The sequence below is a fragment of the Erwinia mallotivora genome (genome assembly GCF_000590885.1).
In the GTDB taxonomy this organism is placed as follows: Bacteria; Pseudomonadota; Gammaproteobacteria; order Enterobacterales; family Enterobacteriaceae; genus Erwinia; species Erwinia mallotivora.
The window spans coordinates 93,239-108,756 of record NZ_JFHN01000042.1; the positions used below are offsets into that span (position 1 = coordinate 93,239).

General features: G+C 55.2%; 11 protein-coding genes and 3 pseudogenes. 7 read left to right on the plus strand and 7 right to left on the minus strand.

Annotation, left to right across the window (positions count from 1 at the left end):
• Nucleotides 1-76: 76 nt before the first annotated feature.
• Entirely contained in the window at nt 77-1,411 is a 1,335-nt protein-coding gene (locus BG55_RS08020) for an aminotransferase-like domain-containing protein (RefSeq protein ID WP_034936278.1), read from the minus strand.
• 103 nt (nt 1,412-1,514) lie between these two features.
• Here BG55_RS08020 and BG55_RS08025 point away from each other — a divergent pair, with 103 nt between their 5' ends.
• Nucleotides 1,515-2,405, plus strand: a complete 891-nt coding sequence (locus tag BG55_RS08025; RefSeq protein WP_034936281.1) for a DMT family transporter — start codon at nt 1,515-1,517, stop codon at nt 2,403-2,405.
• 55 nt (nt 2,406-2,460) lie between these two features.
• Nucleotides 2,461-3,354 (plus strand): dihydrodipicolinate synthase family protein, encoded by an 894-nt coding sequence (locus BG55_RS08030; protein WP_034936284.1) that lies wholly within the window; start codon nt 2,461-2,463, stop codon nt 3,352-3,354.
• A gap of 332 nt (nt 3,355-3,686) precedes the next feature.
• On the opposite strand, the gene araA is transcribed toward BG55_RS08030, so the two are convergent.
• Nucleotides 3,687-5,183: an L-arabinose isomerase gene (gene araA / locus BG55_RS08035; RefSeq protein ID WP_034936287.1), complete on the minus strand. Its 1,497-nt coding sequence runs from the start codon at nt 5,181-5,183 to the stop codon at nt 3,687-3,689.
• 9 nt (nt 5,184-5,192) lie between these two features.
• Complete coding sequence (locus tag BG55_RS08040; RefSeq protein ID WP_034936290.1) at nt 5,193-6,875, minus strand: ribulokinase; 1,683 nt, start codon at nt 6,873-6,875, stop codon at nt 5,193-5,195.
• 363 nt (nt 6,876-7,238) lie between these two features.
• On the opposite strand from BG55_RS08040, the gene BG55_RS08045 reads away from it, so the two are divergent.
• The 5 genes and pseudogenes from BG55_RS08045 to BG55_RS08065 all read left to right on the plus strand — a co-directional run bounded on the left by BG55_RS08045 (nt 7,239) and on the right by BG55_RS08065 (nt 12,300).
• Nucleotides 7,239-8,222 carry an arabinose ABC transporter substrate-binding protein gene (locus tag BG55_RS08045; protein ID WP_034936294.1) on the plus strand — a complete coding sequence of 328 codons (984 nt, stop codon included), beginning with the start codon at nt 7,239-7,241 and terminating at the stop codon, nt 8,220-8,222.
• Between the two features lie 50 nt (nt 8,223-8,272).
• Nucleotides 8,273-9,796 carry an L-arabinose ABC transporter ATP-binding protein AraG gene (araG, locus tag BG55_RS08050; RefSeq protein ID WP_034936296.1) on the plus strand — a complete coding sequence of 508 codons (1,524 nt, stop codon included), beginning with the start codon at nt 8,273-8,275 and terminating at the stop codon, nt 9,794-9,796.
• A 17-nt stretch (nt 9,797-9,813) separates the two neighbouring features.
• Nucleotides 9,814-10,802, plus strand: a pseudogene (gene araH / locus BG55_RS08055) (L-arabinose ABC transporter permease AraH).
• Nucleotides 10,803-10,811: 9 nt separating this feature from the next.
• Nucleotides 10,812-11,729 carry an arabinose operon transcriptional regulator AraC gene (gene araC, locus BG55_RS08060; RefSeq protein ID WP_034936298.1) on the plus strand — a complete coding sequence of 306 codons (918 nt, stop codon included), beginning with the start codon at nt 10,812-10,814 and terminating at the stop codon, nt 11,727-11,729.
• Between the two features lie 260 nt (nt 11,730-11,989).
• Nucleotides 11,990-12,300 (plus strand): annotated as a pseudogene (locus BG55_RS08065) (superoxide dismutase).
• Between the two features lie 294 nt (nt 12,301-12,594).
• Here the strand turns inward: BG55_RS08065 and BG55_RS08070 are convergent.
• From BG55_RS08070 to BG55_RS21415, 4 genes and pseudogenes are all read right to left on the minus strand, one after another.
• Entirely contained in the window at nt 12,595-13,179 is a 585-nt protein-coding gene (locus BG55_RS08070; protein ID WP_034936300.1) for a hypothetical protein, read from the minus strand.
• A complete protein-coding gene (locus tag BG55_RS21405) occupies nt 13,166-14,395 on the minus strand; it encodes a hypothetical protein (protein WP_052018747.1) in 1,230 nt (409 codons plus the stop codon). Before BG55_RS21405 ends, BG55_RS08070 begins: the two co-directional genes overlap by 14 nt.
• Nucleotides 14,395-15,258 (minus strand): hypothetical protein, encoded by an 864-nt coding sequence (locus BG55_RS21410; RefSeq protein ID WP_052018737.1) that lies wholly within the window; start codon nt 15,256-15,258, stop codon nt 14,395-14,397. The genes BG55_RS21405 and BG55_RS21410 overlap by 1 nt, the downstream gene beginning before the upstream one ends.
• Nucleotides 15,255-15,518, minus strand: a pseudogene (locus tag BG55_RS21415) (hypothetical protein); the annotation flags it as partial. The gene BG55_RS21410 and the pseudogene BG55_RS21415, both read right to left, overlap by 4 nt.

Here is a 15,518-nt window from a genome sequence, read left to right on the forward strand (position 1 = left end):
CCCACGCCAGGCCTGTTTCTTCAGCAGGAATAAGCGGCTTCTTTGAGCAATATAGCGTCAATAAATGAATAACTGGTTAACGATACTGTTCGTACTCCACCGCTTCCCGGACTTTAAGCAACGCTTTTTGTAAGCTCTCAATGGTGACAGACCCAAGAGCAATCCTGAGAGCCTGTGGAACGACCAGTGACGTGCTAAAGGGTTCGGCTGTTGAAACGGAAATATTGCAGTTCATCAAATCCCTTGCGACGCGGTCCGCTCTTGCTTCATCCGGTAAAGGTAACCACGCGAAATATGAGCCCGGATGCGCAATACAGGGAATATTTCCAAGCGAGGATCTTAATACGGCCTGTCGCTGGCGTGCATCTCGCCTCTTCAGGGATTCAAAACGGGAGACCGTACCATCCTGTATCCAATTACATACCAGTGTCGTCATTACAGAGGGTGTATTCCAGGTGGTTGCCCTCACAGCCCTCTCCAGTGCAGGCCGGTACGATTCAGGGCAGACAACAGCTCCCACCCTCAAGCCTGTCGCCACGTTCTTTGAGAATCCAGTGATATAAAAGGTACGTTCAGGTGCATAAAACGCAACTGGCGGCGGTGGTCTGCGGATCAGATAGCTGTAAGCGGTGTCTTCAATAACGAGAAGATCACAGGCTCTGGCAATTTCGGCCATTTTCTTTCGCTGATTGTGGCTGAGCACCCAGCCAAGGGGGTTGTGCAATGTAGGCATGGTATAGACAGCTCTGACATGTCTTTTCTGGCACAACTCTTCCAGCACCGATAAATCCGGGCCATCGGTTAAAGCAGGTATGGCAATCAGCTCCAGATGATATAACTCTGCCAGCACTTTAAAACCCGGATAGGTCAGTGCATCAACGGCTACTACATCCCCCGGGCGCAGCATGCCCATCACTGTGATAGTAAGTCCGTGTTGTGCGCCATTCACAATAACCACGTTTTCAGCTTCAGGTTGAAATCCTGGGCCTGTGATATGACCAGCGATAATCTCCCGCTCTGTCATTCTGCCTGCATGGGGTTGGTAACGGAGATGGGACTCCGTATCCCCGGAGATCGCGACCTGCCGAAGGGCATCACGGAGTAGTTCCCCCTGACCAGGTAACGACGGATAGTTGAAATTCAGGTCAAGCACATCCGTGGCGACAGCATGCTGGTCAATCCCGTGGCCGTTGGGCAAAGATATTTCCCTGACAAATGTTCCTCTGCCCGTTTCTCCACTGACCAGCCCCATAGCTTCCAGCTCGCTGTAAACCCGTGTTGCGGTGGCCAGAGAGATATGTTCCTGCGCTGAAAGTGCTCTGTGTGTCGGTAAACGCGTACCGGAAGGAATATCCCCGTTTCGGATCCTGTTAGCTAAGATATCCACGATGGATTTATAGCGTGCTTTCATCAAATGTATCCATGACAATAATTTGATTGTATTGAATGACTGAGCGTACCATCCGCCTTACCAGCGTCAAGCCTGCGGGCAATAAACAAAAAGTGGGGCCAACGTGACTAAGACAGTGACAGATAAAACAGATCCAGGTTCAGTTTCCGGGTGGCTCAACGGTCTTATGGGGGTCTTAATTTTTAGTGGTTCGCTGCCAGCTACGCGTGTTGCCGTTATGGATTTGGATCCTTTTTTCCTGACATTCCTGAGAGCGTCGATTGCCGGGGTGCTGGCTGTTATTCTGATTTGTTGCTTTCGGCAAAAACGTCCCCAGGCCTCGCAGATCGTGTCACTTATCATCGTCTCTCTGGGCGTTATTATTGGTTTCCCTTTGCTGACGGCTATGGCGCTACAGCACGTGACTTCTGCGCACTCTATCGTTTTTCTGGGACTGCTTCCGCTGGCCACTGCAATTTTTGGTGTCATGCGCGGTGGTGAACGTCCGGGAATGGCCTTCTGGATTTTTTCTGTGTCTGGTAGCCTGCTGGTGATGGGGTTTGCTTTGTCACAAAGTGCAGGCGTCTCGCCAACCGGTGATCTTCTCATGCTCGCAGCGGTACTGGCCGGTGGCCTGGGTTATGCCGAAGGCGCAAAATTAACCCGCGTGCTGGGGGGATGGCAGGTCATCAGCTGGTCGCTGATCCTCTCCCTGCCTTTCATGCTGATAGCGTCATTGACAACAATGCCTGCCACATTTGCCGGGACAGGAATATCTGCATGGATTGCACTGGGTTATGTCTCCCTGTTCAGTATGCTGATTGGCTTTATTTTCTGGTACAAGGGACTGGCAACTGGCGGGATTGCGGCTGTCGGGCAGCTACAACTCCTTCAGCCTTTCTTCGGGCTGGGCCTGTCAGCCACACTGCTGCATGAGGCCGTCAGTCCCCTTATGGTGTTCGTTACGCTTGGTGTCATCCTGTGCGTCATGGGCTCTCGTAAATTTGCCCGATAACTCTTCTGCCAGGTCACCGCTGGCAGACCTGGCTTCTTTTGCAAAAGGAATCATTATGTTTACTGGTCTGAGCGCTTTCCCACTGACACCCCTGGTTAACGGTGAGATCGATGAGAGCAGATTTACTTCTCTGATTGAAAATTTGGCTGATGCAGGCGTTGATTCCATTGGTGCTCTGGGGTCTACGGGCAGCTATGCCTATCTGACCCACGAACAACGTTTCTCTGCAACCAAACTTGCCGTCAGTGCGGCGGCGGGTATCCCGGTGATAACCAGTATTGGCGCAGTTCGTGCCGGGGATGTCATGAGATTAGCGGAAGACGCACAGCAGGCCGGTGTCAATGGGGTATTGCTCGCCCCAGTATCTTATCAACGACTGAGTGATGCAGAAGTCTTCCTTTTATATGAAAGGGTGACAGCCGAATTATCGGTTCCACTTTGCATCTACGATAATCCTGCAACCACCGGATTTGATTTCAGTGATGATCTACTCATCGCCCTGTCTCATCTGAATAAGGTAGGTTCTGTCAAACTCGGGAATTTTCCTGCCGATCCGGATCGGGCCATTCAACGTGTTGAGCATCTGAAAAGTAAGATGGCCCGGGGTGTGACGCTGGGGATCAGTGGAGATATGCAATCGGCGGCTGGCTTGCTGGCTGGATGTGATATCTGGTACTCGGTGTTGGGCGGGCTGTTTCCCCATTATGCGATGAAGCTGTCTCATGCTGCGTTGCGCGGAGATACCACTGCAACCCGACAATTGGATCTGGCACTCGAGCCACTGTGGGCCTTCTTCCGCCGTCATGGCAGTTTGCGGGTTATTGCCAGTATCGCGGAGATCCAGGGCGCTGTGCAATCCCCCTGTCTGCCATTCCCGCTGCAAACGCTTATCGGAAAAGAAATGGCCTCTCTCGAAGCCACACTGGAACAACTCAGTTTCCTGGCGTGATGCCACTGAGTTTCCCTGCACTCTGTGAGGAGGGCTGAATCCTGGAATAGTCTTGTCGGAAAAAGAAGATGGGTAGTGAAGTCCGGGTGACTAAGATGACTGACCTTTTAAAGAGTATGACGGCAGCAGCTGAGTCGATTGCAATGGACGAAGGGAAGTCTGCAACCATTCTTCCTTACCTGCACATTCATCTCTTCAGTACAACGCATGTCACCATCCCGGAACCAGGCGCACCTTTTCTGTACATGATGCTGGGCATCCCGCAGGATGCCCTTAAAGATAACGCCATTGCGTCAATACCCCTGAGCGGTCAGGATCCGCGGCACGGCGGCTTAACGCTGATTCAGCCGGTAATACGCCTCGTTCCAGCGCAGCGCATCCTTAAAGCCGTGCAGCGTGGTTTCTTCGTCGATCACCAGCACTTCAATGCCATGCATCTCGCCATACTGGCGCATATCGTCCACGGTCAGTGCCTGGCTGAACACCGTGTGGTGTGCGCCGCCGCCCAGTATCCAGCTTTCTGATGCGGTCGCCAGTGAAGGCTGCGCTTTCCACAGGGCGCGTGCGACTGGCAGCTTCGGCAGCGCCTGCGGCTGCTCGATAGCGTCCACCACATTGACCAGCAGGCGGAAACGGTCGCCCATATCAATCACGCTGGCATTGACCGCACGTCCGGCAGGCGTGGAGAAGATCAGCCTGGCCGGATCGGCCTTGCCACCAATGCCCAGATACTGCACGTCAATCAGCGGGCGGGCCTGCAACGCAATGGAAGGGCAGACCTCCAGCATATGCGACCCCAGCACCAGCTCATTACCGGGCGCGAAATGATAGGTGTAATCCTCCATAAATGAGGTGCCCCCCGGCAGACCGGTTGCCATCACCTTAAAAATGCGTAGCAGCGCGGCGGTTTTCCAGTCGCCTTCTCCGGCAAAGCCATAGCCCTGGGCCATCAGGCGCTGCACTGCCAGACCGGGCAACTGCGTCATGCCATGCAGCGTCTGGAAATTAGTGGTGAACGCCATGCAGCCTTCATCCTGCAAAAAGCGCTTCAGACCCAGCTCGATCCGCGCCGCATCCAGCACGTTCTGCCGCTTCTCGCCGTTGACCGCGGCGGCGGCGGTAAAGTCATACAGCGTTTCATATTCATCGACCAGCGCGATGACGTCGCCGTCGCTGATACCGTTAATGACCTCAACCAGATCGCCCACGCCCCAGCCGTTTACCGCGTAACCAAACTGGATCTGCGCAGACACTTTATCGCCTTCCGTCACCGCCACGTCGCGCATGTTGTCGCCAAAACGCGCCACCTTCAGCGTCTGACTGGCCTGTTTCGCCGCCGCCGCCCGCATCCATTTCGCCAGTCGGGCCTGAGCGTTTTTATCCTGCCAGTGACCGGTTATCACACTGTGCGCCTGTCGCATCCGCGCACCGATAAAGCCAAACTCACGCCCGCCGTGTGCCGTCTGGTTCAGGTTCATAAAGTCCATATCCATGCTGTCCCACGGGATCTCCGCGTTGAACTGGGTATGGAACTGCAACAGCGGCTTATGCAGAATCGACAGGCCACCAATCCACATCTTCGCGGGTGAAAAGGTGTGCAGCCAGGTGACAAGCCCCAGACAATCCTGTGCATGGTTGGCATCCCGACACAGGGCCAGCGCCTCATCCGGGCTTTTTACCAGCGGCTTAAGAAGCAGGGTGAAGGGCAGGTTGCCTTCGCGGTTAAGGCCGTCAACCACCTGTTGCGCATGGTGTTCCACCTGTTGCAGCGTCTGCTGGCCATACAGATGCTGCGTGCCAATCACAAACCAGACGTTATGCTGAGCCATAGATTCTCCTTAAATTGTTGACGGGGTGGCGGCGAACAGAGGTTCCGACGCTTCACACCATTGAAGGTAACGCTGATAGAGTTGCTGCCAGCTGGCGACACGCGTCGCATCTGGCTGAAGGGTGGTGGCAACAGGGCTGGCCATGTTTTGCTGTGCGGCAGGCACATCGGCATAGACTCCGGCGGCAACGGCGGCAAAAATCGCTGCTCCCAGTGCACAGCATTCATCGGAGGCGACGATATCCAGCGGCCGGTTCATCACATCGCAACACACCTGCATAATTGCCGGTGATTTACGCGCAATACCGCCCAGCGTCAGCAGGCTTTCCACCGGAACAGACTGCCGTTCAAAGCACTCCATAATCGCCCGTGCGCCAAACGCGGTCGCCGCGATAAAACCGCCGAACAGCGCCGGGGCATCGGTGCCAAGATTCACGTCGCTGATCACCCCCTGCAAACGCTGATTGGCAAACGGCGTGCGGCGACCGTTGAACCAGTCGAGCACCACCGGCAGATTTTCCAGCTGCGGATCGGCGGCCCAGCTGCGGGTCAGATCGTTGAGCAGACTGTGCTGGATCTCCGCCAGTTCCGCCGCCAGCTGAGGATGTCGCTCTGCCGCCTGCACCAGCGGCCAGCTCAGCAGGCGACTGAACCAGGCATACATATCGCCAAACGCTGACTGGCCGGCTTCCAGTCCGATCATGCCGGGGGTGACGCTGCCGTCTACCTGTCCGCAGATCCCTTCAATGGCCCGGCCCGCAATGCGTTGCGGATCGGCAATCAGAATGTCGCAGGTGGAGGTGCCAATGACTTTGACCAGGGTATATGGCCCGGCTCCTGCGCCAACGGCCCCCATATGGCAGTCAAAGGCACCGCCGGAAAGGGTCACGTTCTGATGCAGCCCCAGGCGCGCCGCCCATTCAGCGGTCAGCCTGCCAACCGGGACGTCAGCGGTCCAGGTTTCCGTAAACAACGGCACGTCGAGATGGCGGGTAAGCAGCGGGTCCAGCGCGTCGAGAAATGCTTTCGGCGGCAGCCCCTGCCAGTCCGGGTGCCATAAGGATTTATGTCCGGCGGCACAGCGCCCCCGGCGAATCTCTGACGGGGCGGTGGTGCCACTCAGCAGCGCCGGCACCCAGTCGCACAGTTCGACCCAGGAGACGGCGGCCGCGCGCACCGCGGCGTCTTCCCGGCTGACGTGCAGGATCTTGGCCCAGAACCATTCAGATGAATAAATGCCGCCGATAAAACGCGAATAGTCTTCAAACTGGCCGCTGTGACAGAGAGCAGTGATCTCCTCCGCTTCTTTAATTGCGGTGTGATCTTTCCACAGCACGAACATGGCATTGGGGTTGTCAGCAAATTCAGGACGCAGCGCCAGAACGTTACCGTCGCGGTCGATGGGGGCCGGGGTGGAACCGGTGGAATCAACGCCAATACCCACCACATTCTGGCGCTGCGCGGGCGACATTTTCGTGACAACGTCACATATGGCCCGTTCCAGCGCGTCAATATAGTCCTGGGGATGATGGCGAAACTGATTGCGTCGGCTCTGGCAGTACAGGCCCTGCTGCCAGCGCGGGTAAGCCACCACGCAACTGTACAGCTCCTGACCGCTGGCACACTCCACCGCCAGCGCACGTACCGAATCACTGCCAAAATCCAGCCCGATGGTAATGGCTTCCCTCTGCATGATGTTTTCTCCAGCCGCTCAGTGTCTGATGTCTCATTACCCTAAGAATTGTCAGCAACAGGCGTTAGGAAGGGGACGCTGCAAATATGCATTTTTCTGTCATTTGCACCGCTTTTGTGATGGGCTTCAAATGTTAACAGGAGGTTAATATGGCTGAATGCATGGATAATTCAGCTGGAATCTCAGGGTGTGATAGCGCTCTCCCTTTCGCTGCCGGCTTACCGTTAAAACTAATGCATTCCGGCATCTGTGGCACTGTTCAGGTGCGGAAATAGCGGAATTACAGTTGTTTAAGTTCTCAGCATCGCCAATGTTACCGTTTACATCACACCGCAAAAAGCGGGTACTGAGCCGGAGAGCCTCATGCACAAAATTACTCACGCGCTGGCCGCGATTGGCCTCGCCACCCTTATGTCACATTCAGCTATCGCCGACACCATGAAGTTGGGTTTTCTGGTTAAACAACCGGAAGAACCCTGGTTCCAGACCGAATGGCGATTCGCTGACAAGGCCGGAAAAGAGATGGGCTTTGAAGTGATCAAAATCGCCGTCCCGGACGGTGAAAAAACCCTTAATGCTATCGACAGTCTGGCGGCCAGCGGCGCGAAAGGCTTTGTAATCTGTACGCCCGACCCGAAACTTGGCTCTGCCATCGTGGCAAAAGCCCGCAGCTATGACCTGAAGGTGATTGCGGTTGACGACCAGTTTGTCACCGCGAAGGGCAAACCGATGGATACCGTACCGCTGGTGATGATGGCGGCGACCAAAATCGGTGAGCGTCAGGGGCAGGAGCTGTACAAAGAGATGCAGAAGCGCGGCTGGGATGCGAAGGACACCGGGGTGATGGCGATCACTGCCGATGAGCTGGACACCGCACGTCGTCGTACCTCCGGCTCGATGGATGCGCTGAAAGCAGCGGGTTTCCCGGCGGCGCAAATCTATAAAGTGCCGACCAAATCCAATGATATTCCCGGTGCCTTTGATGCCGGTAACTCATTGCTGGTGCAGCACCCGCAGGTGAAACACTGGCTGATTGTCGGCATGAATGACAACACCGTGCTGGGTGGCGTTCGCGCTACGGAAGGTCAGGGTTTTAAAGCACCGGATGTCATCGGCATTGGCATTAACGGGGTGGATGCGGTGAGCGAACTGTCAAAAGGCCAGGCCACCGGCTTCTACGGTTCACTGCTGCCCAGCCCCGACGTGCATGGCTACAAGAGTATCCAGATGCTCTACAACTGGGTAACCAAAGGGGCTGAACCGGCGAAATTTACTGAAGTGACGGATGTGGTGCTGATCACCCGCGAAAACTTCAAAACCGAACTGGCTAAAAAAGGCCTGATGTAGCAGCGGAAGGGTCGTCTTTAAGGCGGCCCGTCACCTTTGCAGGAGGAGTGATGAGCACACAACCCCCTTATCTGAGTTTTCACGGTATCGGCAAAACCTTTCCCGGTGTGAAAGCTTTGCAGGATATCAGTTTTACCTGTGAGGCCGGACAGGTTCACGCGCTGATGGGTGAAAACGGTGCCGGAAAATCGACGCTGCTGAAGATCCTCAGCGGCAGCTACCGGCCTGACAGCGGTGAAATCCGTCTGAAAGGCGAGCCTGTCAGCTTCGGTCATACCACCGATGCGCTGGACGCCGGGGTGGCGATTATCTATCAGGAGCTGCACCTGGTGCCGGAGATGTCGGTGGCCGAGAATATTTATCTGGGGCAACTGCCACAGCGGGCCGGACTGGTTAACCGCAGGCTGTTGCGCTATGAAGCCGGTCAGCAGCTGGCGAATCTGGGTATGGATATCGATCCGGACACGCCGCTGAAAGCGCTGTCGCTGGGACAGTGGCAGATGGTGGAGATTGCCAAGGCGCTGGCGCGTAATGCCAAAGTGATCGCCTTTGACGAGCCGACCAGCTCACTCTCCGCGCGTGAAATTGAGCACCTGTTCCGGGTGATCCGCAAACTGCGCGATTTGGGAAGAGTGGTGCTGTACGTCTCACACCGGATGGAAGAAATTTTTGCGCTGAGCGATGCCATCACCGTGTTTAAAGACGGGCGCTATGTGCGCACCTTCAGTGATGTGGCGAATACCAGCCATGATCAGCTGGTGCAGGCGATGGTGGGCCGGGAAATTGGCGATATCTATGGCTATGCGCCGCGTCAGACCGGAGAGGTGCGGCTGAAACTGGATCGGGTACAGGCGAAGGGCGTGCGGATGCCGGTTTCGCTCAGCGTGCGCGCCGGGGAAATTGTGGGTCTGTTTGGGTTGGTAGGCGCGGGGCGCAGCGAGCTGATGAAAGGGCTGTTTGGCGCGACCCGGCTTACCGGCGGCGAACTCTGGCTGGATGGCGAGAAGCTGACGATTCGCGAACCGGCGCACGCTATTCGTGCCGGGATCCTGCTCTGCCCGGAAGATCGCAAAGCGGATGGCATCATTCCGGTGCATTCGGTGCGCGACAATATCAATATCAGCGCCCGGCGCAATAACCTGACCGCCGGCTGTCTGATCAACAATCAGTGGGAGAGTGAAAATGCGGCCAGACACATCCGTGCGCTGAACATCAAAACCCCGTCTGCCGACCAGGCGATTATGAACCTTTCCGGCGGCAATCAGCAGAAGGCGATCCTCGGCCGCTGGCTGTCGGAAGAGATGAAGGTGGTTCTGCTCGACGAGCCCACCAGGGGAATCGACGTCGGGGCGAAACATGAAATCTACAACGTCATTTATGCGCTGGCGGAAAAGGGCATTGCGGTGCTGTTTGCTTCCAGTGACCTGCCTGAAGTGATGGGGCTGGCCGACCGCATTGTGGTGATGCGTGAAGGGGAAATTGCCGGTGAGCTGAGCCATGAGGAAGCCACCGAAACCCTGACCCTGAGCCTCGCCATGCCTGTAACCACCCAACAAACTGCCGCTGTGGCCTGAATCACAGGAGATTTTTTATGTCATCTTCCACCACGTCTTCTGCACCGTCAGCAACCCCCTCTGCGCGCGTTAATCTGAGCCGTATCTGGGATAATTTCGGTATGCTGGTGGTGTTCGCCGTACTGTTTATCGGCTGTAGCCTGTTTGTGCCGAATTTTGCCACCCTGATCAATATGAAAGGCCTGGGGCTGGCCATGTCGATGTCCGGTATGGTGGCCTGCGGAATGCTGTTCTGCCTGGCCTCCGGCGATTTTGATCTGTCGGTCGCCTCGGTGATTGCCTGCGCCGGGGTGACCACCGCTGTGGTTATCAACCTGAGTGAAAGCCTGTGGATCGGTGTGGTTGCCGGTTTACTGCTGGGGGTGGTCTGCGGCTTTATTAACGGTTTTGTCATCGCGAAGCTGAAAATCAACGCGCTGATCACCACGCTCGCCACCATGCAGATTGTGCGTGGGCTGGCCTATATCTTCTCCGACGGCAAGGCGGTGGGGATTGAAGATGAGCGTTTTTTTGCGCTGGGCTATGCCAACTGGCTTGGCGTACCGGCACCGGTCTGGCTGACCATCGGCACCATGGTGATTTTTGGCTTCCTGCTGAACAGAACCACCTTTGGTCGCAACACGCTGGCAATCGGGGGTAATGAAGAAGCGGCCAGGCTGGCCGGGGTGCCGGTGGTGCGCACCCGTATTATCATCTTTATCCTTTCCGGACTGGTATCGGCGGCGGCGGGTATTATCCTTGCCTCCAGGATGACCAGCGGCCAGCCGATGACCTCGCTTGGCTATGAGCTGATCGTTATTTCGGCCTGCGTACTGGGCGGCGTATCGCTGAAAGGGGCATCGGTAAAATTTCCTACGTGGTCGCCGGGGTGTTGATCCTTGGCACGGTAGAGAACGCGATGAACCTGTTGAATATTTCACCGTTCTCCCAGTATGTGGTGCGTGGCCTGATATTGTTAGCTGCCGTTATTTTTGACCGATACAAACAGAAAGCCAAATCAGCCTGAGGTAACGTTATGTATCATCGTTCAGCGCCTGCGGCGCAGTCCAATCCGTTGTTGCCCGGTTACCCTTTTAACGCCTGGCTGGTGGCCGGGTTGACGCCGATTAATGCCGGGGACACGCTCGACTTTTTTATCGACCGGCCACAAGGCATGAAGGGCTACATTATCAACCTGACCATCCGGGGCCGGGGGCAGGTATTCAGCGGTGAGGATGCTTTTGACTGTGAGCCGGGTGACCTGCTGCTGTTCCAGCCAAAAACGCCGCATTATTATGGCCGCGCCGCGCAGAGTGACTGCTGGCATCATCGCTGGATCTATTTTCGTCCGCGCGCCTACTGGAGCGACTGGCTGGTGTGGCAGGATGAGACCCGGGGGGTTGGCCGTTTAAGACTGCCGGAACGGCTGCGGGGCGAGTTCGAGCGGCTGTTTGCCAGCATTGAGCAGACGCACACCTCCGGACGCCGTTTTGCCGAGGAGCTGGCGATGAACCTGCTGGAAAGGTTGCTGCTGCGGGCGGTAGAGGAAGATCCGCGCAGCCGCCAGCAGGTACGGGATCCAAGGGTGATCGAGGCCTGCCAGTATGTCACCAGCCACCTGGCGGGCGAATTAAAGATCGATGAAGTAGCCAGTCACGTCTGTCTGTCGCCGTCGCGGCTGGCGCATCTGTTTCGTGAGCAGATGGGCGTGAATCTGCTGCGCTGGCGTGAGGATCAGCGGGTGATCCGCGCCAGGCTGCTGTTACAGACCACCCAGGAACCCATTGCCACCATTGGCCGACTGGTGGGCTATGACGATCAGCTCTACTTTTCCAGGGTGTTTCGCAAGCGGGTGGGGGTGAGTCCCAGTGATTTCCGTCGCCGGATGCGCGACGCCCATGATGCGCTGGTGGCGGAAGAAACCTGGGATTTACCCGCCAGCGCCAGCGGTTAAGCAGGCCTGTTATCAGGCGGGCTTATTAATGTGGCTGCCCGCCTGCTGGCGGGGTGCCATGGTCTTTCTGGCGTGTTGCAAACCGCGGGGTGGCTGACCAGTTAACAGGCGGCGAATCAGCCCGGATTATATCGCCTGTTGTCTGCGGGATTATTAGATACAGGCTAAAACTTCTTAAGCCAGTGGTGACCTAATCTTACTGAAATCGTTAACTTATAATTCCTGTCTCTTTCCTTTAGCGACTGAGTTCAGGAGACTGAATGCGCATTTTATGTCTGGATATTCCCGCTTCCGGCGCGACGCCGGAAAAATATTCCCCTCATCTGCTTTCTGAAGTGCTGCACGCCTGGGCGCTGTATAAATCCGGCATCATGCGGGATATTTATTACCGGCAGGCGCGGCGATTTTTCTTGAGTGTGACAACCTTGATCAGGCTGTCAGCGTGATGGGCGAGTTTCCACTGGCAAAGGCGGGTTTGCTGACTTTTGAATGTATTCCTCTTGGTTCCTTCGCTAACTGGGAAAACCTCTTTGCCGCAGAATTCAGGGCTCCACAGGGCGCTCAAAAATGAATTTCGCCAGCAGAACTGTGCTCTGTGTGAATTGCTGATGAGCCGTCAGCTCAGCCAGTGACCACCCTGGCTGAGGAAAGCCCCGGACGTCCCGGGCTGGAAGAGACTGACATCTTTTCGATACATAACACACAGACCTGCGAGCCGCTAAAGACCAGATAGTAAAATTTAAGCAGACGAAAAAAATGGGGGGTGATTGCAAATCAATTTATTATGCATTGATAAAAGGACCTTAATAAGATCCTTTTATTTCATCAATTCTTTCTGATAGTGCGGAAAAATGTTCATCACACTTTAGTTATGAGAGTTCGAATCGTCGCCTCTGTCTACTTCACATTCGGCATGAACTAATGGTGTAAACTGGTTTCCCTTGAAGTTATAGATAATGATAGCGCATTCATTATTACCACTCCCTCTGGCTGGCAGATTAGAGCCGGCGATCCATAACATAGAGCTATCAGGGTAGAATATAGGGGAAAATTCATCCGGGCGAGGTGTGCCATTATCGTTGTACGAAAAGTAGGCCGTATTGCCATTAAACTCAGGGAGAGTAGATACGACTTCACCAGTTTTTTTATCTAAAATCCAGCCACAAACCCATCTGTCATCACCACACTCTCCAGGTAATTCACCATTCCATGACAGATACAATCGATAATGCCCTGAGAAATTCACAGCCTTAGAAAGCTCATGTTGCATTATACGTTGCCATTTATCTGTGAATGCCTTTTGCTTTTTCGTCAGAGAAAGTACTTGAGTAAATGGGCCGGTGCTTTTTTCTACTTTAAAATCCGAAAACTGTGGAGAGCCAGCTTCAATGTTTTTAACCACAAAAACCGAAAAAACGAGCAGAAGAATTCTAAATTTACCTGTCTGCATTTTTGGACTCCTCCAGTTTTTTAATCATTTCATCAGGCATAATATGAGCTTTGTTCAATCCATCGCCTGAGTAGTAAGATACGCCGTCTTCCTTCGCCCAACGCCGTTTATGAATTTTCTTGTAATTAGCATCAATTTTGATATGTCCGTCAGCATCTCTCTCATATTCGTTGGGATCGCGGCTAATCTCCCTGGCTTTCTGTACGCCTGCTGACGCAAATTCCAGCGCCCACGCATAAGCGGCATCTTCAACGCTGCCATTCCCCTCCAGGTAATTAATAATTGGCTTTCGCTTAACTTTAATCAGATATTCTTCAAATATTCGGTCCTGCATCGCATTATCATATAAATCATTGACATCCAGCTTAAGCGAGCTGACAGCCAGTTTTAGAGTGTCCGGGATAATCTGGAATCGACCTGTAGCAAACATATCGTGTGTCTTTTGGGCTGCCATAACCTGACTCAGAGTCATCGAAGTCAGGTTCGTATTGTGATACGCCTGAGAATGTGTAGGTTTGGGATGCGGCCAGGTTCGGTTGTAGGCTGTGTAGTCATTTTTGGACTCAACGCTCCCCAGCAGCTCAGCAAACGGGCTGTGTGCCCATCCCTGTTTTTTCTTCGCCCTGAGTGCGTCAGGAAACACCAGCGGGTGCATATGCCACTGATTTTCTTCCATGTAAGGCACAAGATGCATCCAGCGCGTGTCCGTCAGAATCTTCACGCTCCAGGCGTACCATTCCGGCGATTCCTTCTTCATCGTGGGTGATAAGAAAGACTTCCAGATCGGATCTTCCGATGAGTAGTACCACTCACAGGGATGTTTCACGCACAGACGGTACAGGTAATCGCGCATTGACGGGTTCTGTACCGCCCGCCGGTACTGTTCCGGGTAGTAGCCGGTAGATTTTACGTCGTCAATTTTGTTCAGCAGCTGTCGGTAGTTGAACGCCACCGCCTTGCTCCAGGGCTTCCCGTCGTTATCCGCCACGCTGAAAAACCGCTCAAAAATTGTCTTCACCAGCCCTTTCGGCTGCTTCTTTCCATCGAGATGGTCAAAGCTCGCCGGGCTGTCTGTCGTCGTTTCAAAACCCCGACCGGTGAGGTCATATTGCGACAGCAACTGCATATCCGACTCTGCCAGCAGCCCGTGCGATGTCCCGCCCGGCCAGTAGCGTTTCCCTTCCTGGTCCGTCACAGCCTGCCCGGACAGCGCCATCACCTTTCGGTCTGCGTGGTTATCAGGCCCGGGTATACCTTTCCGTCACTGTCTTTCAGGTACACCGGAATGCCCTTCGGACAGCGGGCAAAGGCGGGCGTGTCACGCCCCGTGCCTTCCGGATTGCTCAGGAAGCGCGGCAGGTCATCCGTGGTCAGGCATTCGATATGCACCTGATAGCGTTTTTCATGCCCGTCCTCAGTGGGAACCTGAAAATACCCCAGATGGCCCACCGGGTCTCCGGCGTTAATGGGGCAGGGGGTGGGGCATACCACCGTATCAAACTGCACGGCTTCACGTGACGGCGGCAGGAATGGCGACCACCACGCCGGACGGGTGGCGCTGTCGCGGGCCGGAAGAAGATTGCCGCTGTCGCACAGCGTCCACACCCGGTCCCCGGTTTTCAGGCTCATTCTGCCCGAAACCGGCTCCGCCAGCGTGACGTACGCATACTGTCGCCCGTTGCTTCCGGTCATCATGCCGGCGCTGTCCGCTTTGTCCCATGTCACCCGCGTGCCGGATGGCAGCACCGTCGCCATCCACTGCCGGGACATGTCGACATACGCATTCAGATGCCGGCCGTCCGCCACCTTAAACGCCGTACTGTCCTGCCCCGGGTAGGCCAGCCACGGCGCGAGGTGCATGTACAGTGTGTAAAAGGTCAGCGCGCCCTCTGTCGTTTTCCCTGGCTGAATACGGTGGCGAATAAGCACAAAAGACCCGGAGTAGCACAAATCCCCCCCGTACCACGGCACGCTGAGGTAATCCCGGTTAATCCGGTACGCCACCACCTCACCGTCCACCATACACCGCACGGGCTGCTCTCCCGGAAATGGCAGCGGAAAATCCAGAGCCTCATTCATCGCCTGACCGCTGAGCGCACACCAGGGGTGGTGGCATCACTGATGTGGATGCCTCCGTGCCACATGCCGTGGCGGCCAATAAGCCAGTGCCCGGCGGCTTCACCCTCAAGATGTGCCAGAATTTCGCGGAGGTTACTGAACTCTCCACCCCGGTTATTTTTTGGTACCGGCCAGCGTATGGTCGGGAGCAGCGGAGCATTTTGTGTCTTAAGCATACCAAATCCTTTTAGTTGCTCTGGTTTAATACCGGCCATCATACA

Coding starts and splice junctions, on each gene's coding strand:
- araC (WP_034936298.1), top strand. CDS start 10,812: ATGTATCATCGTTCAGCGCCTGCGGCGCAGTCCAATCCGTTGTTGCCC.
- BG55_RS21405 (WP_052018747.1), bottom strand. CDS start 14,395: ATGGCGCTGTCCGGGCAGGCTGTGACGGACCAGGAAGGGAAACGCTAC.
- araG (WP_034936296.1), top strand. CDS start 8,273: ATGAGCACACAACCCCCTTATCTGAGTTTTCACGGTATCGGCAAAACC.
- BG55_RS08030 (WP_034936284.1), top strand. CDS start 2,461: ATGTTTACTGGTCTGAGCGCTTTCCCACTGACACCCCTGGTTAACGGT.
- BG55_RS08040 (WP_034936290.1), bottom strand. CDS start 6,875: ATGCAGAGGGAAGCCATTACCATCGGGCTGGATTTTGGCAGTGATTCG.
- BG55_RS08020 (WP_034936278.1), bottom strand. CDS start 1,411: ATGAAAGCACGCTATAAATCCATCGTGGATATCTTAGCTAACAGGATC.
- BG55_RS21410 (WP_052018737.1), bottom strand. CDS start 15,258: ATGAATGAGGCTCTGGATTTTCCGCTGCCATTTCCGGGAGAGCAGCCC.
- araA (WP_034936287.1), bottom strand. CDS start 5,183: ATGGCTCAGCATAACGTCTGGTTTGTGATTGGCACGCAGCATCTGTAT.
- BG55_RS08070 (WP_034936300.1), bottom strand. CDS start 13,179: ATGCAGACAGGTAAATTTAGAATTCTTCTGCTCGTTTTTTCGGTTTTT.
- BG55_RS08045 (WP_034936294.1), top strand. CDS start 7,239: ATGCACAAAATTACTCACGCGCTGGCCGCGATTGGCCTCGCCACCCTT.